Annotated in this window: 21 protein-coding genes and 2 pseudogenes; 15 read left to right on the forward strand and 8 right to left on the reverse strand. The window is 48.7% G+C overall.

The features are described from left to right. Positions 1 to 129, reverse strand: a pseudogene (locus K0504_RS17625) (IS4 family transposase); the annotation flags it as partial. 139 nt (positions 130 to 268) lie between these two features. On the opposite strand from K0504_RS17625, the gene K0504_RS17630 reads away from it, so the two are divergent. After that, positions 269 to 976, forward strand: coding sequence for a hypothetical protein (locus tag K0504_RS17630; protein WP_220105482.1), 708 nt, complete (start codon positions 269 to 271; stop codon positions 974 to 976). Between the two features lie 36 nt (positions 977 to 1,012). On the opposite strand, the pseudogene K0504_RS17635 reads toward K0504_RS17630, so the two are convergent. Then, positions 1,013 to 1,363, reverse strand: a pseudogene (locus tag K0504_RS17635) (transposase); the annotation flags it as partial. 159 nt (positions 1,364 to 1,522) lie between these two features. Here K0504_RS17635 and K0504_RS17640 point away from each other — a divergent pair. Then, complete coding sequence (locus K0504_RS17640) at positions 1,523 to 2,437, forward strand: LysR family transcriptional regulator (protein WP_220105484.1); 915 nt, start codon at positions 1,523 to 1,525, stop codon at positions 2,435 to 2,437. A gap of 22 nt (positions 2,438 to 2,459) precedes the next feature. Here K0504_RS17640 and K0504_RS17645 read toward each other — a convergent pair whose 3' ends face one another. Further along, positions 2,460 to 3,257, reverse strand: coding sequence for an SDR family NAD(P)-dependent oxidoreductase (locus K0504_RS17645; protein WP_220105507.1), 798 nt, complete (start codon positions 3,255 to 3,257; stop codon positions 2,460 to 2,462). 167 nt (positions 3,258 to 3,424) lie between these two features. Continuing rightward, positions 3,425 to 5,275, reverse strand: a complete 1,851-nt coding sequence (locus tag K0504_RS17650; RefSeq protein WP_220105485.1) for a choice-of-anchor I family protein — start codon at positions 5,273 to 5,275, stop codon at positions 3,425 to 3,427. Positions 5,276 to 5,495: 220 nt separating this feature from the next. Between K0504_RS17650 and K0504_RS17655 the strand changes: the two genes are divergently transcribed. The 5 genes from K0504_RS17655 (at position 5,496) to K0504_RS17675 (ending at position 11,355) form a co-directional block, all read left to right on the forward strand. Further along, positions 5,496 to 5,987 (forward strand): hypothetical protein, encoded by a 492-nt coding sequence (locus K0504_RS17655; RefSeq protein ID WP_220105486.1) that lies wholly within the window; start codon positions 5,496 to 5,498, stop codon positions 5,985 to 5,987. Between the two features lie 23 nt (positions 5,988 to 6,010). Continuing rightward, positions 6,011 to 7,378 (forward strand): efflux RND transporter periplasmic adaptor subunit, encoded by a 1,368-nt coding sequence (locus tag K0504_RS17660; protein WP_220105487.1) that lies wholly within the window; start codon positions 6,011 to 6,013, stop codon positions 7,376 to 7,378. Between the two features lie 11 nt (positions 7,379 to 7,389). Then, a complete protein-coding gene (locus K0504_RS17665) occupies positions 7,390 to 10,512 on the forward strand; it encodes an efflux RND transporter permease subunit (RefSeq protein WP_220105488.1) in 3,123 nt (1,040 codons plus the stop codon). Positions 10,513 to 10,575: 63 nt separating this feature from the next. After that, a complete protein-coding gene (locus K0504_RS17670; protein WP_220105489.1) occupies positions 10,576 to 10,818 on the forward strand; it encodes a hypothetical protein in 243 nt (80 codons plus the stop codon). Positions 10,819 to 10,923: 105 nt separating this feature from the next. After that, the gene (locus tag K0504_RS17675) at positions 10,924 to 11,355 is read left to right on the forward strand and encodes a hypothetical protein (protein ID WP_225918215.1); all 432 of its coding nucleotides are present in this window, start codon (positions 10,924 to 10,926) and stop codon (positions 11,353 to 11,355) included. Between the two features lie 31 nt (positions 11,356 to 11,386). On the opposite strand, the gene K0504_RS17680 is transcribed toward K0504_RS17675, so the two are convergent. From K0504_RS17680 to cmoA, 3 genes are all read right to left on the reverse strand, one after another. Beyond that, entirely contained in the window at positions 11,387 to 12,445 is a 1,059-nt protein-coding gene (locus tag K0504_RS17680) for a phosphotransferase (RefSeq protein WP_220105490.1), read from the reverse strand. 165 nt (positions 12,446 to 12,610) lie between these two features. After that, the gene (cmoB, locus tag K0504_RS17685) at positions 12,611 to 13,585 is read right to left on the reverse strand and encodes a tRNA 5-methoxyuridine(34)/uridine 5-oxyacetic acid(34) synthase CmoB (protein WP_220105491.1); all 975 of its coding nucleotides are present in this window, start codon (positions 13,583 to 13,585) and stop codon (positions 12,611 to 12,613) included. Positions 13,586 to 13,675: 90 nt separating this feature from the next. Continuing rightward, positions 13,676 to 14,419 (reverse strand): carboxy-S-adenosyl-L-methionine synthase CmoA, encoded by a 744-nt coding sequence (gene cmoA, locus K0504_RS17690; protein ID WP_225918216.1) that lies wholly within the window; start codon positions 14,417 to 14,419, stop codon positions 13,676 to 13,678. A 179-nt stretch (positions 14,420 to 14,598) separates the two neighbouring features. On the opposite strand from cmoA, the gene K0504_RS17695 reads away from it, so the two are divergent. The 6 genes from K0504_RS17695 to K0504_RS17720 all read left to right on the forward strand — a co-directional run bounded on the left by K0504_RS17695 (position 14,599) and on the right by K0504_RS17720 (position 18,874). After that, positions 14,599 to 14,832 carry an FmdB family zinc ribbon protein gene (locus tag K0504_RS17695; protein ID WP_220105492.1) on the forward strand — a complete coding sequence of 78 codons (234 nt, stop codon included), beginning with the start codon at positions 14,599 to 14,601 and terminating at the stop codon, positions 14,830 to 14,832. 68 nt (positions 14,833 to 14,900) lie between these two features. Further along, positions 14,901 to 16,673 carry an aspartate--tRNA ligase gene (gene aspS, locus K0504_RS17700; protein WP_220105493.1) on the forward strand — a complete coding sequence of 591 codons (1,773 nt, stop codon included), beginning with the start codon at positions 14,901 to 14,903 and terminating at the stop codon, positions 16,671 to 16,673. A gap of 12 nt (positions 16,674 to 16,685) precedes the next feature. After that, positions 16,686 to 17,135 carry a dihydroneopterin triphosphate diphosphatase gene (gene nudB / locus K0504_RS17705; protein WP_220105494.1) on the forward strand — a complete coding sequence of 150 codons (450 nt, stop codon included), beginning with the start codon at positions 16,686 to 16,688 and terminating at the stop codon, positions 17,133 to 17,135. A gap of 60 nt (positions 17,136 to 17,195) precedes the next feature. Then, positions 17,196 to 17,942: a YebC/PmpR family DNA-binding transcriptional regulator gene (locus tag K0504_RS17710; RefSeq protein WP_220105495.1), complete on the forward strand. Its 747-nt coding sequence runs from the start codon at positions 17,196 to 17,198 to the stop codon at positions 17,940 to 17,942. Positions 17,943 to 17,972: 30 nt separating this feature from the next. Next, the gene (ruvC, locus tag K0504_RS17715; protein WP_220105496.1) at positions 17,973 to 18,494 is read left to right on the forward strand and encodes a crossover junction endodeoxyribonuclease RuvC; all 522 of its coding nucleotides are present in this window, start codon (positions 17,973 to 17,975) and stop codon (positions 18,492 to 18,494) included. A gap of 47 nt (positions 18,495 to 18,541) precedes the next feature. Next, on the forward strand, positions 18,542 to 18,874 hold the full coding sequence (locus K0504_RS17720; protein ID WP_220105497.1) for a zinc ribbon domain-containing protein YjdM: 333 nt from the start codon (positions 18,542 to 18,544) through the stop codon (positions 18,872 to 18,874). Between the two features lie 62 nt (positions 18,875 to 18,936). Here K0504_RS17720 and hcp read toward each other — a convergent pair whose 3' ends face one another. Further along, complete coding sequence (hcp, locus tag K0504_RS17725; protein ID WP_220105498.1) at positions 18,937 to 20,514, reverse strand: hydroxylamine reductase; 1,578 nt, start codon at positions 20,512 to 20,514, stop codon at positions 18,937 to 18,939. 294 nt (positions 20,515 to 20,808) lie between these two features. On the opposite strand from hcp, the gene ruvA reads away from it, so the two are divergent. Both ruvA and ruvB read left to right on the forward strand, forming a co-directional pair. After that, positions 20,809 to 21,435 carry a Holliday junction branch migration protein RuvA gene (gene ruvA, locus K0504_RS17730; protein WP_220105499.1) on the forward strand — a complete coding sequence of 209 codons (627 nt, stop codon included), beginning with the start codon at positions 20,809 to 20,811 and terminating at the stop codon, positions 21,433 to 21,435. Positions 21,436 to 21,443: 8 nt separating this feature from the next. Further along, positions 21,444 to 22,457 (forward strand): Holliday junction branch migration DNA helicase RuvB, encoded by a 1,014-nt coding sequence (gene ruvB, locus K0504_RS17735; protein ID WP_220105500.1) that lies wholly within the window; start codon positions 21,444 to 21,446, stop codon positions 22,455 to 22,457. Positions 22,458 to 22,525: the final 68 nt, after the last annotated feature.

Here is a 22,525-nt window from a genome sequence, read left to right on the forward strand (position 1 = left end):
CTCGGTCAGTGAGAGTTGCTGGCCGTCTAACAAAGATTGAACGGCAATCATCAACGAATTTAATCGCTTGTTGTGGAGTGAAGGGCATTGATTTTTAAGCAAATCATGTAAGATAAGCGTGTCACGCATGGGGTGTGGTTCTTGTTGTTTTTTGGCGAAAGTAATTAGATCAAATCGCCTCATTCGTGTCTATCTTATTGAAAGTAATCAATATTATGAGGGGATTCCTTAGATTGGGGCGTTATGTTTCAAATGGAGTTTTGAGCAGTTGTATATATTAGGTTTAATAATCAAAGTTTTTTTACTTACGGCTGTTTTGACTTCTTGTGCTCCTGTACCAAGAGATTTTCATAAACCAATTTATGAAGGAGGAACACTTATTTCGCAAGGATGTGGAAGTTCAGGCCCTCTAGATACAATGGTAATCCAACTTACAGATGGAGTTGAGGTTACAGTAAGAGCTTCAAGCTCTGATAGTGACTATGAATTTGTTAACTTCTATGTAAAAACAAATATTACTGCTCCTGATGGCGTTATATTTCAACTAGAAAATGATTTAATAGTTATTGAAGATAATCTTACGAATAAAAGTTGGAAGTTAGGCATTAAATACTTGTCCACGTATAACGAAAATTATCTTGGTTTAGAAGACTCAATTATTGAAAGTGTATACCCAAAATTAAGTCAAAAGGTTCAAGCTGAAATCAAAGAATCACATCAAGAAATGGGTCTTATAAAAGTTACTCCATTATCAGAAATAATTGGAATAACTAATTCATATGACATAGCTTTTGGTAGGAAAAGGTATTTTAATACAGGCATGTGGTTTTCTACTATCAATCGAGAAATGGAGTCACAACTAGAAGACTTTTCAGTTTATCTTCCAAGTATTATTGTTAATGGTAATAAAGTTGACTTGGGTGAGATTAAATTTATTCATGTAAAGTATATTGGTATAGATCCATTGAACTGTTGAAACATAACAAGTGACTGTGGTCTTCCGTCAAGCTAATTAGGCTACTTTTTCATCCCAGCTCTCTCCGTTTTTTATCATGGTATTGAGGATCACAATCAACTTCCTCATGCAGGCAACAACGGCCACTTTAGGTATCTTGCCGGCAGCTTTAAGCTGCTGGTATTTGCGCTTAAAAACTTCATTACATTGAATGGCTGACATCATGGCCATGAACATCACTGTTCGTACTCTGTGACGTCCTCCTTTAATGCGGCGCTTACCATTAAAACGCCCACTTTCTCGATTCATCGGAGCCACGCCAACAAGAGCTGCAATTTCCTTTCGATTGAGCTTGCCCAGCTCAGGTAGTTCACACATCAAGGTATAAGCCAGTACTTTTCCAACGCCAGTCACGCAACTGAACGAATAACTAGGCTAACTCTTTTGATGTATCTCAACACCTTTACTCCTGCTCGCTGAGATCTCTATTTGGGCGTTAATGTTTTCTTAATCTTAAAAGATGCTATAAATTTAGATCTAATTTCTGTTTTTTGTTGATAATAACTGATGAACGTTGAACACCTTCGATTATTCGTTCGCCTTGCTTCGACGCTAAATATCAGTCAGGCAGGCCAAGAACTAAGTTTGTCTCCTGCCGTGGCGAGTGCACACATTAGTAAATTGGAGCAGGCGCTTGGTGTGCGATTGGTGCATCGCACCACGCGCAAGGTGGCGCTGACGGAAGAAGGCGTTGCATTTCTGCCTCATGCGCAAGAAGTGCTTGCTAGCGTTGAAGCGGCTCGAGCAGCTGTTGGGGCGGGTAGTTTAGCGCCACAAGGTACTTTACGCGTGTCCGCGCCAGCATCGTTTGGCCGGATGCATTTAGTGCCGCGATTGAAAGATTTTTTAGAACTATTTCCTCAGCTGTCAGTCGATTTACGTTTATCAGATAGCATCATTGATTTGGTGGAAGGCGGTTTTGATATTGCGATACGCAATGCCGCGCTGAAAGACTCGACATTGGTGGCCCGGAAGTTGGCCTCAGATCATCGCTTGCTTACGGCATCACCTTCGTATCTAGCCCAGCATGGCGAGCCGCAAACCCCACACGATTTAGTCGATCATAATTGCATTCAGCTGATGGGGTTGGATGTGTGGCAATTTCAAACCGCGACAGGGATTGAACAAATTAAAGCGCACGGTAATGTGCGCGCCGACAACGGTGAGGCCATTCGTGATGCCTGCAGCTCTGGTTTAGGGATCACCATTAATTCGACTTGGTCGGCTTATCAACAATTGCAAAGCGGGGAGCTAGTGCCAGTGCTCTCGGACTACCCGTTGGTGTCGGAGACTGCCATTTGGGCGGTTTACCCAAGCACACGCATGTTGGCTCCAAAAGTTCGTGCTTTTATTGATTACTTTGCCGAGTGCTTCGGTGATGAACCCTACTGGGACAAGGCGCTCGCACAACATGAGCAATAAGTCCTGCGATTCGTCCAACAACTTATAAGTCACTGATGATGGCTTCAATGGCTGCAACAATCTGTTGATTTTTGCTGTCATTGAGGGCATCAACATGCGGCGGGGCAAACTGCTTCGCGTCGTTGTCATAGTACCGGCCGGATGCCGAGGCAAATTCATCGTCCAGTGCCGCTCTATATAGAATATTGGCGCCAATACTCAAGTCACCGCCTTGCACACCGTAAGCATCTTTAACCATTTTACTTGCTAATAATGAACCCGGATTAACAGCAATAACGGCAGGGCCGTTGGATGCTAACTGATCGGCAAGGGCGCGAGACCACATGGTAAGCGCTAATTTACTTTGAGCGTAAATTAGCCCTGCACTTTGGTCGCTAGGTTTGGCTAAGGCGCTGGCTTCAACAGGCGCTTGTGCCGCCGACGACAAATTAACGATACGACCGTTGGCCGAGAATGCAGGAAGTAGTCGTTGAGTGAGTAAGTAGGGCGCGATGGTATTGACGGCAAAACGGGTATCTAAGTCATCGGCTGTCACGGTCGATGGCGTGTTGTAAACACCGGCATTATTAATGAGCACATCAATGCTGGGGTGTTGCTTCAGTACCTCCTCAGCCAATGCTACCGTGTCAGCAAGCCGAGAAAGATCGGCGACATATACTTCGGAGACTCCACCAATAGCGGCAAGCGACTGCTGCACCTTTGCTAATTTTTCTGGATTGCGGCCATGCAATAACACACGATGACCGTCGGCCAGCAATAGTTTTGCAGTTTCTAAACCGATGCCGTCTGTGGCGCCTGTTAGCAAGATGGTTTTCATGATAGGTGGCCTGTATTGGTGGTGTTTGGATGTGGCTAAATCATAGTACGAGCATGATTAAAATATAATGTGGCGTTGTTGCTAATTAGTTTTTAGCTTTTGTTGAAAATGAACCATAAAAAAAGCCCAGCACAACACTGGGCTTCATGTGTTATCAATTAATGAATCATTTAGTTGGCGCTAATTTCCCAGACCGTGACTGAGCCACTGACTTCGTTACCAACGAGTAATAAGGCGTTCCCCGTTGGGCTAGTACTATCACTCACGAACACCAAGCTTTCTGGTGCTAAGTCACCGATGCCGTCGCCGTTTTCTAACCCCTCAGTCACATCGCGATTGTTCACGTAGTTTACAAAAAAGGTGTTATACGGGTTGGTCACATCGTAGACCATGACACCGCCCATTCGCTCTAAGCCAACAAAGGCATAAGTGCGATCGGCCAAGCTGCCAACGGTTAATGCTTCTGGCTCTGGGCCTTTGTTTTCAGAGCGATCGTCGCCAGCATTCTCGTCATCGGTATTGTTAAATGCATCACCATAAATCGATGCCGTAATGCGCTCCATGTCATCGCCAGAGTCAAATACCACTAAGCCGTTTTGATCCCAGATGGTGAATGAGCGAGCACCGTAGCTGTAGGCGGCATCGTACGAGCCGTTGCCATCAGCATCTCCCAATGCGCTAGTTACTCGAAGGCTACCAATTTCGTCTTCAGCTTGAAGGGCTTCTAATAAACTGCCCGGCTCTGCGCTTAAATCTTTTAACTTCACTTCGTCAGTAAATGCTAAACAGCCATCGTCTTCGTCGTAGTCTTGACCACCGGCAGCCGTACAAGCAGCTTCATCGGCAACGTCGAAGAAGTATTCGCGGGCATCACCTTCATTGGCTGTAACTATGAATGAGGCGCCGTTCCAGCTAAACGAAGCGATACTGTCTGGCATATAAACGCCATATAAACCTTCATATTGCCCGAAGCTAACCGAGCCATCTTCATTGCCGTCAAAATCTAAACCAGACCAGTCTTTAAAGCCGAGTCCAATCAGCTCAACGCTATAGTCAGACAAATCTACAACCACTAAACCGTTGTTTTCTTGCAGCGAGACGTAAGCCGTGTCGTTGGTTGTGGTGATGTATTCTGGCTCTAGATCTTGTGCCACTGTGGTGGTAATGACCGTGCCATTAATCGTGCGGCCTGATGGATTAGGGAAGTGCATTCCCATGTCTTCTAGGTCAGCTTGCATGCCATTGAAGGCGGTAAAATCGATGATCGTTGCGGTTGTGGCAGGGGTGCCATTGGTGATTTCAATCACGGCAATAGAGCCTTCAGGATCATTGCTGTAATCACCGCTTGGCTCACCTTCGTTCGCAACCAGTACTTTGGTGCCATCGGGCGTGAAGGTCACCATGTCAGGCAGGTTGCCGACTTCTACCGCGCTGACGAACGTTGGTGCGCCGGCATTTAAACCGTTATAGAACACGATGTAGCCATTGTTGGCTTGATCATCCGCTTCAATCGCTACGGCCATTAAGTCGTCATAGACTGCAATGCTGTTGGCACCACCGAGTTCAACACTGGCTGCTTCGCTTGGTAACTCCAATGACGTGGCGGTTAAGTTTTCTGCCGAGGCGGCATTGGCGAGGGTTGTTGAATCGATTGCAGATAAATCAATCATTTCAACCGTGTCATCTGAGCTATTGATGGCATAAATTGTTTGCGTTTGTGCATGGTATTGTAGGATTTCCGCTGCGCCATCGGCATTCAGTACGATGCGACCAACTGGCGACAAGTTTAAGCCGAGCGTACCGTTAAGGCCGTCTTGGCCATCCGCACCGTCCGCGCCATCTTGACCATCTGGGCCGTCTTGACCATCTGTGCCATTTTGGCCATCAGTTCCGTCTAGGCCAGCAATGCCATCAACACCATTAATACCATCTTTACCATCTTTACCATCATCACCGTCACAGCCAACCAGTGCTAAAGACGATAAAATGCCTAATAAAATTAAGTTCTTGTTGAGCTTCATTATGTAGTCCCTGTTCCCTTTTATACTAAAGGCTAAGCCAGAGCGCATTCTGTGAAACAGTTGTGACGTTGCGATGACTGGCAGGTGACGTTGTGATTGCAGATTTGTTAAACAATGAGCATGAAGAATGACATGTTGAACCGTACTGAATGGTTAAGGCAGTTGCTCTCATGGCATCTATTGATACACTGGAGGGAGTGAAGATTGAGATTCAGCTGTTATGACGATTGCCAAGCTCATGTGCTGCTTATGGACCATTGCCCTGTTGGGGCAAGGTTTTGCAGTACCTGCGCAACACCATTCAGCCTCGCAATCGGCAACCAAGCACAGCGAACAAGTGAGCCATCACGCTCATCATCAACACATGCAGCATATCGATGACGAGATGCAGCAGCCAAACCACGCCCACCATCGCGATCATCCGCAATCTCAAGCGTTAGACATTGCACAAACGCCTTGCGCCCAACAAAACAAGGCTAGTTGCTGTGATGGTGGCGATTGCAACATGAACTGCCAACATCAAAATGGCGATTCGCCGTGCTCAGTGGGATGCGAGCCGGTACACGCCAATAGCGTCATGCTATTGAGTCAGTTGTTACCGCATCATGCCGCAACGCTTATCGACACGCCGCCAAATCACCGGCAAGACTGGTTGGAATCGCCGGTATTGCCGTTACAAACTCCGCCTCCAAAACTAGTTTTATTCGCCTAACCCCATACTCGAATCACTGGCGCATGAAGCGCCAAGCGTTTTGTCAGTTTCATTCTAATTTTGTCGATCACTGCGTTGCCGGTGATGGTTGTTATTGGACGATTGAATCTATGTTTATGTTCTCATTTTTACGCGATGTGTTGGCCTGTACTAAACCAAAAATCGGCTTAATACTCTTCGCTTTGGTCATTGCAGGCCAACCTTTGGCGGCAGAGGAACCAACGCATCAAGGCCACAGCCATGAAAATTCATCGGCGATCACTCCGATTTATGCGTGCCCGATGCATCCAAAAATCATTGCCGAAGCGCCTGGCTCGTGCCCGATATGTGGCATGGATTTAGTGGCGAAAATGCCGGCGACGCAAAGCAATGTCACGGTTGCCGCCAACATGCAACAAGCACTTGGTGTGCGAACGCAACAAGCGCAAAACGATACGTTATGGCGATACATTGAAACTTTTGGCGTTGTCGAATTCGATGAAACGGCGCTAAGCCACCTACATGCGAGAGTTAGCGGTTGGATTGAAAACTTAGCGGTGCATGAGGTGGGGCAATCGGTCAAACAAGGCGATCACCTTTACGATTTATATGCGCCCGATTTAGTGAATGCTCAAGACGATTATTTACTGGCCCTTGATTACTTTGATAAAGAGCCTCAGCGCGGGGAAGATCTGCTGCGTAAATCTCAGCTGAGACTTGAGTTGTTGGGGATGAGTGATGCGGTGATTCGCGCGTTAAAAGAAACCGGCAAAACCATGTATCGAGTACCCTTTTACGCTCCGCAAGATGGCATTATTACCGAGCTATTGTTGCGCGAAGGCATGTACATCGAGCCGGGCACAACCTTGGTTGAGCTGGTTGATTTAACTAACGTGTGGGTGATTGCTAGCATCTTTGAAAATGAACAAAGTTGGCTGGCCAAAGGCCGAAAAGCGCTGGTTACTGCGGCGGCACAAGGCGTGCTAGAGCAACAAGGGCAAGTCGATTACATTTATCCTGAACTCGATCCTGTCACCAAAGCGCTGCGCGCGCGAATCTCATTAAGTAATCCTGATTTAGCCCTACGCCCCGGCGCCATCGTTAACGTGGCTATTTATGGTGGCCCTGCCCGAAACCGGCTGACGATTCCAGTTGAGGCGCTGATTCAAACCGAGCGCAGCAACCGAGTGGTGGTGCAACGCGATGCGCAAACCTTTAGTGCGGTACCTGTACAAGTGGGCATCATCGCGCAAGGCAAAGCAGAAATTTTACAAGGGCTGCAGGAAGGCGATGAGGTCGTAGTGTCTGGTCAATTTTTAATTGATTCGGAGGCGAGCTTACGCGGCACCTTGCAACGATTGCCGAATGATGCGGCAAGCACAACGCCCCACAATGCCCATCAGCATCACTAAGGACGCGGGATATGATTAATCACATTATTCGCGCATCGCTGCAGCACCGGCTATTGGTCGTTGGGTTATTCACCCTCATTGCTGCGATTGGCTACCGTGCCATGATCACCACACCGCTTGATGCCTTGCCTGATCTATCCGATGTGCAGGTGATTGTGAAAACCAGTTACCCTGGGCAGTCGCCGCAGCTCGTCGAAGATCAAATTACCTACCCATTGTCGAGCGCCATGTTAGCGGTGCCCGGCGCGCGTACCGTGCGCAGTTTTTCAATGTTTGGCGACTCGTTTGTTTACGTGATTTTTGAAGATGGCACCGATATTTATTGGGCCCGTTCGCGGGTGCTCGAGTCGTTGGCACAACTACAAGGGCAACTGCCTGATGATGTCACCCCGGTGCTCGGGCCTGATGCGTCAGGCGTCGGCTGGGTTTATCAATATGCACTGGTTGATCGTTCAGGCAAGCACGACCTTGCGGAACTAACCAGCTTACAAGATTGGTTCATCAAACAACGATTACAGAGTGTCAGTGGTGTCTCGGAAGTCGCCACTGTTGGCGGCATGAAAAACGCGTTTCAAGTGATATTGAAACCGCAATTGTTGGCGGCTCACCAATTAGACTTGGCGCAGGTTAAACAAGCTATTCAGGCTGCTAATGGGGCTGTAGGTGGCTCTGTCATTGAAATGGCAGAAGCTGAATACATGGTGACATCGTCCGGCTACCTGCAGTCGCTGGCAGATTTTGCCGCCATTCCAATTGGGATCCGTACCGAGGCTGGTGTGCCTCTGATGCTAAGTGATATTGCGACGATTCGACGAGGGCCGGTGGCTCGTCGAGGCATTGCCGAGCTCGATGGCGAAGGCGAAGTGGTGGGCGGTATCGTGGTCATGCGCTACGGCCAAAATGCGCTTGAGACCATCGCCAACATCAAACAAGAGCTGCAACAAATAGAAGCCGGCCTGCCTGATGGGGTGACGTTGCAGGTAACTTACGATCGCGCTGAGCTCATCGAAAATTCCGTCGATAACCTAACCCGAAAAGTGCTGGAAGAGATCTTGGCGGTGGTGATCATCTGCGGCTTATTCCTGCTTCATGCGCGCTCTACGCTAGTGGCGGTGGTGAGCTTGCCGCTCGCCATATTGATGAGTTTTTTATTGATGCGCGGGTTGGGTATTTCCGCCAACATCATGAGTCTAGGGGGGATCGCCATTGCCATTGGTGCATTGGTTGATGCCGCCATTGTGATGGTGGAAAACGGTCACAAGCACCTCGAAGCCTTTCGCCAACAACAGGGTGTGGAACCAAGCAGCCAACAGCGCTGGCAAATCGTGAGCAAAGCATGTCAAGAAGTGGGGCCTGCGTTGTTTTTTAGTTTGCTGATCATCACGGTCAGTTTCGCGCCAGTATTTGCCCTTGAAGCGCAAGAAGGGCGGTTATTTCAACCGTTGGCCTATACCAAAACCTTTGCCATGGCAGCATCGGCGATCATTGCTATCACCTTAATTCCAGTCTTAATGGGGTACTTGCTACGCGGTCGCATTATTGCTGAGCGAGCCAACCCCATCAGTCGGTTGCTGATTGCGATTTACCGGCCGGCATTGCAATGGGTTTTACGCTTTCCCAAATTGACCATTGTGGTGGCACTGCTGATCTTGGCGGGTGCGTTTGTTCCAGCAAGTAAATTGGGTTACGAATTTATGCCTGATTTAGAAGAGGGCGACTTGTTATATATGCCCACGACTTTGCCGTCGGTTAGTGCTGCTAAAGCAGGCCAAATTCTGCAACAAACCGACCGCCTGATTAAAACGGTGCCCGAGGTGCAACGTGTCTTTGGCAAGGTCGGCCGCGCTGAAACGGCCACCGACCCCGCGCCGTTGACCATGTTGGAAACGACGATTCAGCTCAAACCTAAATCGCAATGGCGAGAAGGTCTTAGCCTTGATGATGTGATTGCCGAACTTGAACAACGCGTGCAAGTGCCGGGTATGACCAATGCCTGGGTGCAACCGATTAAAACCCGTATTGATATGTTATCAACGGGGGTGCGTACGCCTGTTGGGATTAAAATAAGTGGCCGCGATGTTGTTGAACTTGAGCGCCTTGGCAGCGAGATTGAAACGCTGATGAGTGATTTACCCGGAGTACGCTCGGCATTTGCCCAGCGCAGTGGCGCCGGGCGCTACCTCGACATTGCGCCTAATCGGCTTGCTGCAGCACGCTATGGCATGACATTAGAAGACGTCCAGCAGGTGGTGCAAATAGCTATTGGTGGCATGACCATTGACGAATCAATTCAAGGTCAGGAGCGTTATCCCATCAACATGCGTTATCCAAGAGCGTGGCGCGATGACATTGAGCGTTTAAAAGTCTTGCCGGTGATCACGCCCGATGGTCATTATGTTGCGTTACAACAACTCGCTGATGTTGCCATTGCTGATGGCCCGCCTATGTTGAGCAGCGAAAATGGTCAGCTGATTTCATGGGTGTTTATCGATCTTGATAACAGCATCTCGGTGGGGGAATTTATCGATATAGCCAGCCCGCAACTGACGCAAGCAATCAATTTGCCGCCGCGCTACGGGGTTAGTTTTGCTGGTCAATATGAATACATGGAGCGGGTAAGTGAACGGTTAACATGGCTTGTGCCTATCGTCCTTGGCGTTATTTTTATGTTGTTACTGATGACCTTCAATTCACTGTTGCAAGCTTCGGTCATTTTGTTGAGCCTACCATTCGCCATGGTCGGTAGCATTTGGTTATTGTGGTGGCTTGACTACAACATGTCGGTGGCTGTGGTGGTGGGGTTAATTGCTCTGGCTGGTGTGGCGGCCGAATTTGGCGTCGTCATGCAGGTCTATTTAAATCAAAGCTTGAGAGAACTGTCGGACAAGCAACAAGTCACTGAGCAGGACGTGCAACAAGCGCTGATCAAAGGTGCGGTGTCTCGAATTCGCCCCAAAGCAATGACGGTTGCCACGATCTTTTTTGGTTTGTTGCCGATCATGTGGGGTGCAGGTGTTGGCAACGAAGTGATGCAGAAGATTGCGGCGCCAATGGTTGGCGGTATGGTGACAGCGCCGCTGCTATCATTGTTTGTGATTCCAGCTATTTATTTACTGGTTTATCGCAGGCGCTGACAGCGGGCGAGTGATTGCCGTTGTTATTTGTTAAGCCTTATCATCTAACTTACGGGAGTTACCATGAAAAACGGTTGGCGAGTATCAATGGCACTTATTGCGCTGGTGGCGGCTTGTTCCTCACAACAGCCTGCGCCTGCTCAATCGCCTATGGCGCAAGGGGCTGATGAAGATGAATTTGGATGTATTGGCTCCGCAGGTTATCAATGGTGTGCTCGAACGAACGCCTGCGAACGTCCGTGGTTGTTGGCCGAACAAGAAGGCTTCGACAATACCAAAGCCGGTTTTGACGCTTATTGTGACTGATGGGCGAGGCTTGTGAGCACTTAACTTACAGTTGCAGATTTAGCTTTGAATTTTTTGTGTCATTAACAACATTAAGCAGCAAACGATGTGCTGACTAGGAGAGTTGTGAAGTTTCCAAAATTACGTTGGCTTCTAATTTTTTTCGTTGTGGGTTTTGTTTCTGCGGGCGAACTTCGCCCCTTCACCAGCGACGGCTGTAGCGCATTTCCAGATGGTAACTTGGCTCACAATGAGCTTTGGCTGAATTGTTGCTTTGCCCATGACTTGGCGTATTGGCAAGGCGGTACTTATGAAGCGCGAGAACAAGCTGATTTAGACTTACAAGCATGTGTGGCGGCCGTTGGCGAGCCAGAGATTGCAGCGTTAATGTTGGCGGGCGTGCGCGTTGGCGGATCGCCGTATCTACCGACGTCCTTTCGTTGGGGGTATGGCTGGCCGTATCCGCGATGGTATGGCGAGCTAACGGACGCAGAATTAGAACAAGTCAGTCAGCAATTAGAACGGGTCTCGCCAACCACGCCCATTCAGGAACATTGATCAACGCGCATCGTCACCACGTTTTATATCGCTAGCAGGTTGCTTGTTCCGCTCCCGCCATTACTTGCTCAATTGCCGCCATGTCTTGCTCTAAATTCACCATGTCGCGCCGCAATTTACTGATGGTAATGTCGCACTGGTCATTCGTGACATCAAATTGATAGTCAGCTAATTGGTGAAGGAAATGAACTTCAGCCATGGAGACAAAACATTGCCTTTCGGTTGGGTTAAGTGGCGGTGCAATTTGCTCGTAATTCGACAGGATTAACTCAAGCGTATCTTGCCATGATGATTCACGGCTTGGCGCCGTGTCGGCGGTTAGCGAAAACTTGCTATTTACCGCTAAAAACGCCAGCTGATATATGTCATAGATCCGTAAATCGCGGCGCGCATGGTCAAAGTCAATGCATGACACCAGCTCATCTTGGCTGTTGAAAATGAAATTAGACGGTTGGACATCGGCATGGATGATGCTTTTCATACAAGTGTTAATGAGCTCATCGGGCAATGCTCGTGATAACCCCATGGCTTTTGGCATGGCATTGTAAATCAAGGTCAGTAGATCGGCAGCGCAGCTATGTTGTTGCTCAAGGGTGTGTAACTCGCAGCGATAAGTCATCAAGCGGTTGGTTAGACCTTGCACGTCGTAGCTGCAGATATGAGTGGGAAGTAGCTGCAACTCTTCATCAACGCCTGCCAAGTGAAACTTCGCTAGCAATTGCGCGAGCTGAGCGATTTGTGACTCGGTGAGTTTGTGATTGTTAGGAAGTGGTGTGCCATCAATAAATTCACTGACGATATACAGATGCGTGTTTTGATGTTCCGTGACGGGTTGGCCGCCTTGGTTTAACAGCACTTGGGCTGTTGGGACACCAAACGTGGCAAGCTTTTCAGTTAATGCCACTTCTTGTTTTAAGCGCTCTAGGGAGTCATTTTGAATGTGGTGTTTGAGGGCGATACGGCCGCGGCTGGTATCAACGAAGAATACTTCGTTAACGCTCGATGTGGCACAAATTTCAATGTTGGACAGCGGTTGAATGCCATAAGGGGAGAGCACTTCCTGCAAGCGCTTCTGTATGGGCTGGCTCATTGAATCCCTCAACGTTAAATTGGTTAACCATATCCAATAGTAGTTGGCAGAATTAATTTAGATAGAGTAATTATTTAACGTCAGACTCAAATTTAATCGTTGAATCTGACTTGTTTGATACGGATCACAGGCGGGCTAATTTCTTGCCCGCTGTGAGCTCAATTATTACAGCGGACGTTGTGCGGTGATCACGGCGCGAAGCGGAGCCGGGTGACCTTCAACTGTTACATTCTTATCGTCAGGCGCTAAAAAGTCGGCCAGACTTTCATTTCTCATCCAGTCCGTCCGGCGTTGCTCCTCGGTACTGGTTTGATCCAAGTCGACCAATTTGATGTGCTGAAAGCCAATGCGAGACAGCCATAATTTCAGGGCTTCGGCACTTGGTAAAAACCAGACGTTGCGCATTTTGGCGTAGCGATCGGTGGGCACTAACACTTGGTTTTCGTTGCCTTCAATAACCAAAGTTTCTAACACCAATTGGCCGCCGGGGTGGAGTAGATCATGGAGTTGTTGCAAATGATCGATGGGTGATTTGCGGTGATATAGCACCCCCATCGAGAAGACCGTATCAAAGGCTGCCAATGGTGGCATTTGCTCAATTCCGAGCGGCAATAGATGGATGCCTGCGGGATTGCCCGCCAGGCGTTTGATGGCTAGGAATTGCATCACAAACAATTCCGATGGATCGATACCTACCACCATGTTGGCACCTTCACCTTTCATGCGCCACATGTGGTAGCCGTTGCCGCAGCCAACATCCAGAATGGTTTTGCCTTGTAACGGCGCTAAATGTGGTTTGACACGATCCCACTTCCAGTCTGAACGCCATTCGGTATCGATATGGAGCCCGTGAACGTGATAGGGGCCTTTGCGCCACGGATGAAATTGGCTCAGCAAGCCTTCGAGTTTAGCGCGCATGCCAGCATCAATACTGTGATCATCGCCAATACGAACTTGCTCGGAAAAATCAACGTCGGTTGTTGCCAGCTCTGGCAATTTATTGAGGACACGCTGCCAGCCCGCAAACTTCGAATTGCGTAACTCGCGGTGCCAGCTAGCGAGCTGACTCGGCACGGTTTCCAACCAGTGGCTCAATTTGGTGTAAGGCAATTCGCGATATAAGTCATCAAAATGGATCATGGTGACGGGTTACTTCCTTCGTTATATGAGCGCAAGGCAACGGTGGTCATTAATGGGTTGAGATACCAGTTTTACTGGCAAAACGCTTGGCTACTTAATGGCAAGCATCGAACAAAAGTTATAGCTCTGATACCAAACGGCGGCATGGCTAAAACCAGCCTCTTTGAGGCGTTGTAAGTGATGGTCAACGCTCTCAGTGATCATGACATTTTCCAGCGCAGTGCGTTTTTGCGAGATTTCCAGCTCAGAATAGCCGTTGGTTCGTTTGAACTCGTGGTGCAAATCAATCAACACATCATTCATGACGCCATCTGGATGTTGAATTTTCTCTGATAGCAATAATAAACCGCCATCATTCATGCCGTTGGCGATATTGGTTAGCGCTGATAACCGTTGTTCTGGCGCAATAAACTGCAAGGTAAAGTTAAGCACTACCATTGAGGCATTGATAATTTCAGTCTCTTGCAGATCCTGACAACAGAGTTGAACCGGCGTGTCGCCACGATAATTATTGATGTGTTGTTCAGCTCGTTCCAGCATTGCCGCTGAGTTATCAACTGAAATAATGGTGCAACCAGGCTGCTTATTATGGCGGCGCATCATTAATGTAGCGGCACCTAGCGAGCACCCTAAGTCATAAATGTTGCTATTGGCTTGAGAATAGCGCTCGGTGAGCAGACCCAAGGTGTGCAAAATGGTTTGATAGCCCGGCACCGAACGCTGGATCATATCAGGGAAAACATCCGCGACCTGCTGATCGAAATTGAAATCAGCTACCTGCTGCTGGGATGCGTAAATAGTGTCGGTTAGATGACTCACTAGTAAAACCGCCAAGACAAATAATCCGCTAGTTTAACCGATGCAAGTGGCAGAGCAGAACCTCTAAACACGATTTGTTGCAATGGGGCAATGTACAAGCGCTTGCACCGCTAGCGGTTGGTCGATGCTTTCAGTATAATTGCCCGCCATTATTAAACCTTGGTTATTGTTCGTTAGCCCGAAAGAAACACCTTATGCCGATTTATGAATACCGTTGTGACGACTGTGGTCACGAATTAGAGAAACTACAACGAATGAGCGATGCACCGTTGACGGACTGTCCGGCATGCAGCGCGAGTAGTTTGAAGAAACTTATTTCAGCCGCTGGATTCCGCTTGTCGGGCAGTGGTTGGTACGAAACAGATTTTAAAAGTGGCGCTAAAAAGAACTTGGCGGGCGACAACAAATCCAAATCAAGCGACGCTTAAGCGAGCTTGAAATAATTATTTTACTTTCAGCGCGAACCATCGCGCTTACCGATTGATAAGGGATACAGATGCGCACAGTGTATTGCGGTCAGGTTAATCTTGAACATGTTGAACAAACCGTCACTCTATGTGGCTGGGTAAACAAGCGTCGCGATTTGGGTGGCCTGATTTTTGTTGATCTACGGGATCGCGAAGGCATTGTTCAGGTCGTATTTGACCCAGACTACAAAGAGCTATTTGAAGTTGCCAACACCTTGCGTAATGAGTTCTGTGTTCAGCTTACGGGGCAAGTTCGCGCTCGTCCTGAAAGCCAAATTAACAAGCAAATGGCAACCGGTGAAGTTGAGCTGATTGCGACTGAGTTAACGGTGCTCAATGCCAGTGCACCACTTGCACTTGATAACAATCAAGAGAACTCAGAAGAGCAGCGTTTGAAATTCCGTTATTTGGATCTGCGCCGCCCTGTCATGAGCGATCGCATCAAATTCCGTTCAAAGGTGACCAGTGCAGTGCGTCGTTTCCTTGACGACAATGGCTTCTTAGATATTGAAACGCCAATTTTGACCGCCGCGACACCAGAAGGCGCGCGCGATTACTTGGTACCAAGCCGTACTCACAAAGGTAAGTTCTTTGCGTTGCCGCAATCGCCACAGCTGTTCAAACAGTTGTTAATGATGTCGGGCTTCGATCGCTACTACCAAATCGTTAAATGTTTCCGCGATGAAGATTTGCGTGCCGATCGCCAACCTGAATTTACTCAGATTGATATTGAAACCTCATTCATGAGCTCGGCTCAGGTAATGGCCAAAACCGAAGAAATGATCCGCGACTTGTTCAAGCAATTGTTGGACGTTGATTTAGGTGACTTCCCGAGCATGCCGTATTCAGAAGCCATGCGTCGATTTGGCTCAGATAAGCCTGACTTACGTAACCCGCTAGAGCTGGTGGACGTGGCTGACTTGTTGAAAGAAGTTGAGTTCAAAGTGTTCTCTGGTCCGGCGAATGATCCGGAAGGTCGTGTTGCCGTTATTCGTGTGCCTGGCGGCGCTAAACTATCGCGCAAACAGATCGATGAATACGGTAAGTACGTCGGCATTTATGGTGCTAAAGGCTTAGCGTGGATGAAGATCAACGGTGCTGAAGCCGGTGACGTGCAATCACCCATTGCTAAATTCTTGAACGAAGAGATCATCGCTCAGTTAATCGCCCGCACAGAAGCTGCCGATGGTGACATTCTGTTGTTTGGCGCCGATAACGAAACGGTTGTTGCCGAGGCGATGGGCGCGTTGCGCTTGAAGCTGGGTGAAGACTTTGAGCTGGTGGAAGACTGCTGGAAACCACTATGGGTTGTTGATTTCCCAATGTTCGAAAAACACGATGGTGGCTTAGCTGCTATTCACCACCCATTCACCGCGCCTGTTGGCGTAACGCCAGAGCAGTTAGAAGCTGACCCTGTGAATGCCTTGTCTGATGCCTACGACATGGTATTGAACGGCGTTGAATTAGGTGGCGGCTCGGTTCGTATTCACGATCAGGCTATGCAGAGTGCGGCATTCCGCGTTCTGGGGATTAGCGATGAAGAAGCACGTGAGAAATTCGGCTTCCTACTCGATGCCTTGCAATATGGTGCGCCACCACACGCAGGCTTGGCCTTTGGTTTAGACCGCCTGATCATGTTGATGACCGGTGCAACCTCAATTCGTGACGTGATGGCATTCCCTAAAACCACCACCGCCGCGTGTCCGCTGACCGAAGCGCCAGGTGTTGCTAACCCAACTGCGCTGGCTGAACTTGGCATTACTGCTGTTAGCAAAAAAATCGAAGAAAGTGACGAAGCCTAATTAGAGGCCGTCATGACAGTGGCGAAACGGCCGGTTTCCGTGTTGGTGGTGATTGCCAGCCAAACTGGCCATGGGTTGTTGTTACAACGTCGCGATGATCCAAGCTTCTGGCAATCAGTGACCGGAAGTTTGGAGTGGGGCGAGCAGCCTGAGCCCGCTGCTGTTCGAGAGCTTGCCGAGGAAACTGGACTCACCCCACAAAAGGGTGTTTGGTCCAACATGAATCGGCAAGTTTGCTATACCATTCGACCTCAATGGCGTCACCGTTATCCAGACGGTTGCTATTCCAATACCGAGCACTGGTTCAGTTTAATGCTGCCATCTCCTGTGCCCATTCAATTGGCGCCTCAAGAACACCTTAGCTTTGAATGGTTGCCCTGGCAGCAAGTGATGACCAAGTTGAGTTCAGCGAGCAACCAACAAGCGTTGCAATGCTTGATGACGGGTTGTGATGACGACTAGCAAGCCATCAGCAGAATGAACATTTAGTGCGACTGAGTTATTGATTTAAAGGAGTGATACATGGCCGGACACAGTAAATGGGCAAACATCAAGCACCGTAAAGCCGCGCAAGATGCCAAACGTGGAAAACTCTTTACCAAACTTATCCGCGAGCTTACTGTTTCTGCTCGCGAAGGTGGCTCAGATCCCGACTCCAATCCGCGTTTACGCGCCGCAATTGATAAAGCGCTGTCGAATAACATGACCCGCGATACCGTTGAGCGTGCAGTAAAGCGCGGTGCCGGTGAGCTTGATGGCGTTGCACTTGAAACCGTCGTGTACGAAGGTTATGGCCCCGGAGGCACTGCGGTGATGGTTGAAACCATGACCGATAACCGAAATCGTACCGTGAGTAGTGTTCGCTCAGCCTTTACCAAGTCCGGTGGTAATCTGGGTACCGATGGCTCGGTGGCTTACCTGTTTAGCAAACAAGGCATCATTAGTTACGGCGCATCGGAAGATGAAGATGCTTTAATGGATGCAGCACTGGAAGGTGGCGCGGAAGACGTTCAAAGCCATGATGATGGCAGTTACGATGTGATCACCACGCCAGAGGAATTTGGTGATGTGAAAGATGCGCTTGATGCAGCTGGCTTTGAAGCACTTAATGCCGAAGTCACGCAAGTGCCATCCACTAAGGCTGAACTCGATTTAGAGACCGCTAAAAAGTTCGTCCGCCTAATCGACACGCTCGAAGATGACGATGATGTTCAAGAGGTTTATCACAACGGTGATATTTCTGATGATGTCATGGCGCAGCTCGATTAATCTTTTCGCTCACAGATTGGGTATTCTCGATTGGCATTAATTTTAGGTATTGACCCTGGCTCTCGGATCACCGGATACGGCGTAATTCGTGCTCACGGACGCAAACTCGACTACGTGGGGAGCGGCTGTATTCGTACCACCGAAGGTGAACTTGCAGAAAAATTACGGCAAATTCATGATGGCGTGCGTGAACTCATTGTGCAGTTTCAGCCTGAGCAATTTGCCATTGAGCGGGTGTTTATGGCTCGTAACGCCGATTCAGCTTTAAAACTAGGTCAGGCTCGCGGCGCTGCGATTGTTGCAGCCGCATGCCAAAATTTGCCGGTAGCTGAATATGCCGCACGAGAAATCAAACAGGCGGTTGTGGGCACAGGCGCTGCTGACAAAACCCAAGTGCAAATGATGGTTGCTAGTATGCTAAAACTCCCCAAAGCGCCGCAGGCCGATGCTGCCGATGCACTTGGTGTTGCGATATGCCATGCCCATACTCAACAAAGTTTGATTGCCATGGCCGGTGCTACAACAGGTACCCGCCGTGGTCGTTGGCGCTAATACCGAGCATTCTTTTTAAATTGACAGACCAATAGCGAAGAACAGAAATGTCTTATCCTCCATGCCCCAATTGTCATTCCGAGTACGTTTATCCGGACCAAAATCAGTTGATCTGCCCAGAGTGCAGCCATGAATGGAACCCGGATGAAGTTGCCGAGCCTACATTCACCGTTAAAGATGCCAATGGTACGCAGTTAGCTGAAGGTGACAAAGTTACCGTGGCAAAAGATCTCAAGGTGAAGGGAAGCTCTCAGGTCATCAAAATTGGCACCAAAGCAGTGGTGCGCCGTATCGTAGAAGGCAAAGATCACGAGCTGGACTGCAAAGTTGATGGTATTGGTGAAATGATGGTGACCGCCAAGTTCGTCAAAAAAGCGTAGCCCGTTACTATAAGAAGTAAGCTGGAGCAGTAGGCCAATACCGCTCCAGCTGAGTCGAGTCGTTAGTTGCCGGCCATCATGTCAGCAACGTCTTGCTCGGGAGTTGCGATCCCCTTCATTGCAAATTGATTCACCAAAATATCGGCGACTTTACCCGTGACAAATGCCGGTAAGTTCGGCCCTAAACGGATCCCTTTGACGCCAAGGTGCAGTAAAGCAAGTAGCACCGCCACCGCTTTTTGCTCATACCAAGCAACATCAAATGAAATGGGTAAGTCGTTTAACGATTCCACTTCAAACGCTTGCTGTAGCTTCAAGGCGATCACCGCCAATGAATAGCAATCGTTACATTGCCCAGCATCTAATACCCGAGGAATGCCATTAATGTCGCCCAAGTCGAGTTTGTTGTAGCGGTACTTAGCGCAACCTGCGGTGAGGATGACGGCATCATCCGGCAGTTGCTCTGCCACTTTGGTGTAGTAGTCGCGCTCCTCTGAGCGGCCATCACAGCCAGCCATAACCACGAATCGTTTGATGGCACCGGACTTGACTGCTTCCACAACTTGATCGGCCAGCGCAATCACTTGGCTGTGGCCAAAGCCACCAACAATCTGACCGCTTTCCAATTGTGTTGGAGGAGGGCAATTTTTGGCGAGTTCGATGAGGCCGGAGAAGTCTTTTGTGCCATCGTTTGCTTCACTGATATGAGGTAAGCCCGAGAAGCCGACAAGACCTGTGGTAAACAAGCGTTCTTCATAGTCATCTTGCGGCGGTGTCAGGCAGTTTGTTGTCATTAAAATTGGGCCGTTAAAGGCGGTAAAGTCTTGCTCTTGTTGCCACCATGCGCCGCCGTAATTACCTTTAAGGTGATCATACTTTTTAAAGTAGGGGTAATAGTGGGCTGGCAACATTTCGCCATGGGTGTAGATATCAACGCCAGCATGTTCACTTTGAGCTAAAAGCTGCGCTAAGTCCTGCAAGTCGTGCCCAGAAATCAAGATGCCGGGTTTAGAGCCAGTACCCAGCTCAACGGTACTAATTTCTGGCGCGCCGTACGTCTCGGTGTGAGCTTTGTCGAGCAACGCCATGGTAGCGACAGCAATTTCGCCCGCCTTTAATATCCATTCGATCAAGTGATCAAATTTTAGTGGGGTTGTTAGTGCCGCCATCACGTGACGCACATAATGATCAACGGCTTCATCGCGGTATCCGAGCTGAGCGGCATGTTCGGCGTAGGCGGCGATCCCTTTGACGCCGTAAATCAACAACTCTTTGGCTGAACGACGATCGGGATTATGCATGGTCAACACACCAGCAGACTTAATAATGTCGGTGCGGATCACCGTGGGAATAGCATCGGGGGTATAGCGTTCTATTTCCGCCATCAACTTGTTGAGAAGGACGCGCAAAGCCGTGTTGTCGAAATTGACGTTGGTAATGGTGGCAAACAAGGCTGAACGGATAAGATCATCAACCGTTTGTTTCGGCCCAATTTCGAGTGTTGCAAAAGCCAGCCGAGAGGTGGCTTCAATAATTTGGTCTTGCAGCTTGGCGGTACTCACTGATTTACCACAAACACCTTTGATGGTGCAGGCTTCACCTTTGTCGGTTTCTTCACATTGGTAGCAATGCATTGTCATAACTATGTCCTTCTGATGAATCTGACTCGCTAAGGTCTATTAGCTAACTTATTGAAATAGAATGGCGTTAGTCGTTCAGTCACACACCATTAACCGATTGTTTAGATAATTGCTGTAAGGGAAGTGCAGATCACAGGCCATTGTTGTGTTGGCAATGCAATTTAAGCGCAGCTCACGCAATACTGTTGCTGTGGCGCTCGTCAAAACCACTGTGTTTTTTTACAGTGAAATCTACTCATGACTAAGAAAAGCTGTTAACCTCGGCAAAACTAAGCATGCGATGGAATTACAAAAGTGATTGGACGTTTACGAGGCGAAATTGCCGACAAGCAACCACCCGAAGTGTTGTTAGAAGTTGGTGGCGTGGGGTATGAAGTACAAATGCCCATGAGTAGCTTTTTTAAGCTGCCGGAAGTCGGGCAGACAGCCACTATTTATACTCACTTTGTTGTTCGTGAAGATGCTCAGTTGTTGTTTGGTTTTGGCTCTAAGTCCGAGCGGGCGCTGTTTCGTGAACTGATAAAAACCAATGGCGTAGGCCCAAAACTAGGCTTAGCTATTTTAAGTGGCATGACAGCAGAACAATTTGTTAGCTGCGTCAACTTAGACGACGTGACTGCACTGACAAAGCTGCCAGGCATTGGTAAGAAAACCGCCGAACGTTTGTTGATTGAAATGCGCGACAAGCTCAAAGACTGGCATACCAGCCTAGATGGCGCGGACGCAGCAGCGCTAGAACTGCCTGCTGTGGATGCAGCCGAGCAAGCCGGAATGCCTGCCGATGCTAAAGCGGATGCCATTAGTGCGTTAGAAGCGCTAGGTTACAAACAGAATCAGGCAAAACAGGCGGTGGCAAAAATTGCCAAGCCGGGGATGAGTTCAGAAGAACTCATTCGAGACGCCCTTAAGTCGATGATGTAGGAGCTAGCATGATTGAAGCCGATCGTCTGATCCAAGCCGAATCAACTCGAGACGATGACATCATCGAGCGAGCCATCCGCCCCAAAACGTTGGCTGAATATGAAGGCCAGCCCCATGTTAGTGAGCAAATGGAGATTTTTATTCAGGCTGCCAGAAAACGTCAGGATGCTCTTGATCACTTACTCATATTTGGCCCGCCAGGATTGGGTAAAACCACGCTAGCGCATATCGTTGCCAATGAAATGGGCGTCAACATGCGGCAAACCTCCGGCCCTGTGTTAGAAAAAGCAGGCGACTTGGCGGCCATGTTGACCAACTTAGAAGAAAACGATGTGCTGTTCATTGATGAGATTCATCGCCTGAACCCCGCGGTTGAAGAAGTATTGTATCCGGCCATGGAAGACTATCAATTAGATATTATGATTGGTGAAGGGCCGGCAGCGCGTTCTATCAAACTTGATTTACCACCTTTCACGCTCATTGGCGCAACTACTCGTGCTGGTTCATTAACCTCACCTCTGCGTGATCGTTTTGGCATTGTGCAACGGCTCGAGTTCTACAACACGAAAGATTTGACCACCATTGTGGATCGTTCTGCACGCTACCTAAATATGGATTTGTCCGGCAGCGGCGCAGAAGAAATTGCTAAGCGCTCGCGCGGTACGCCGCGCATTGCCAACCGTTTATTACGGCGAGTGCGTGATTTTGCCGATGTGCGCCATGATGGTCTCGCTAATCAAGATGTGGCTAATAAAGCGTTGGACATGTTGGATGTTGATCCGCGAGGCTTTGACTTTATGGATCGCAAACTCTTATTAGCCATTATCGACAAGTTCAGTGGCGGCCCGGTTGGCTTAGACAACCTAGCGGCTGCCATTGGCGAAGAACGCGACACGATTGAAGATGTGTTGGAGCCTTTTTTGATTCAACAAGGCTTTATTCAACGCACACCACGCGGCCGTATCGCCACTGAGCATGCCTTTGCTCACTTCTCTCGTATCCACCCGTCGCAGGGCAATTGATCGCCGTTACTGGTGCCAGCCCAATAACAAACAATGAATTTTAGGCAAAAAAAAGCCCGCGAAAATTT

Origin of the sequence: Neiella holothuriorum (genome assembly GCF_019457915.1) — a bacterium.
Lineage (GTDB): Bacteria > Pseudomonadota > Gammaproteobacteria > Enterobacterales > Neiellaceae > Neiella > Neiella holothuriorum.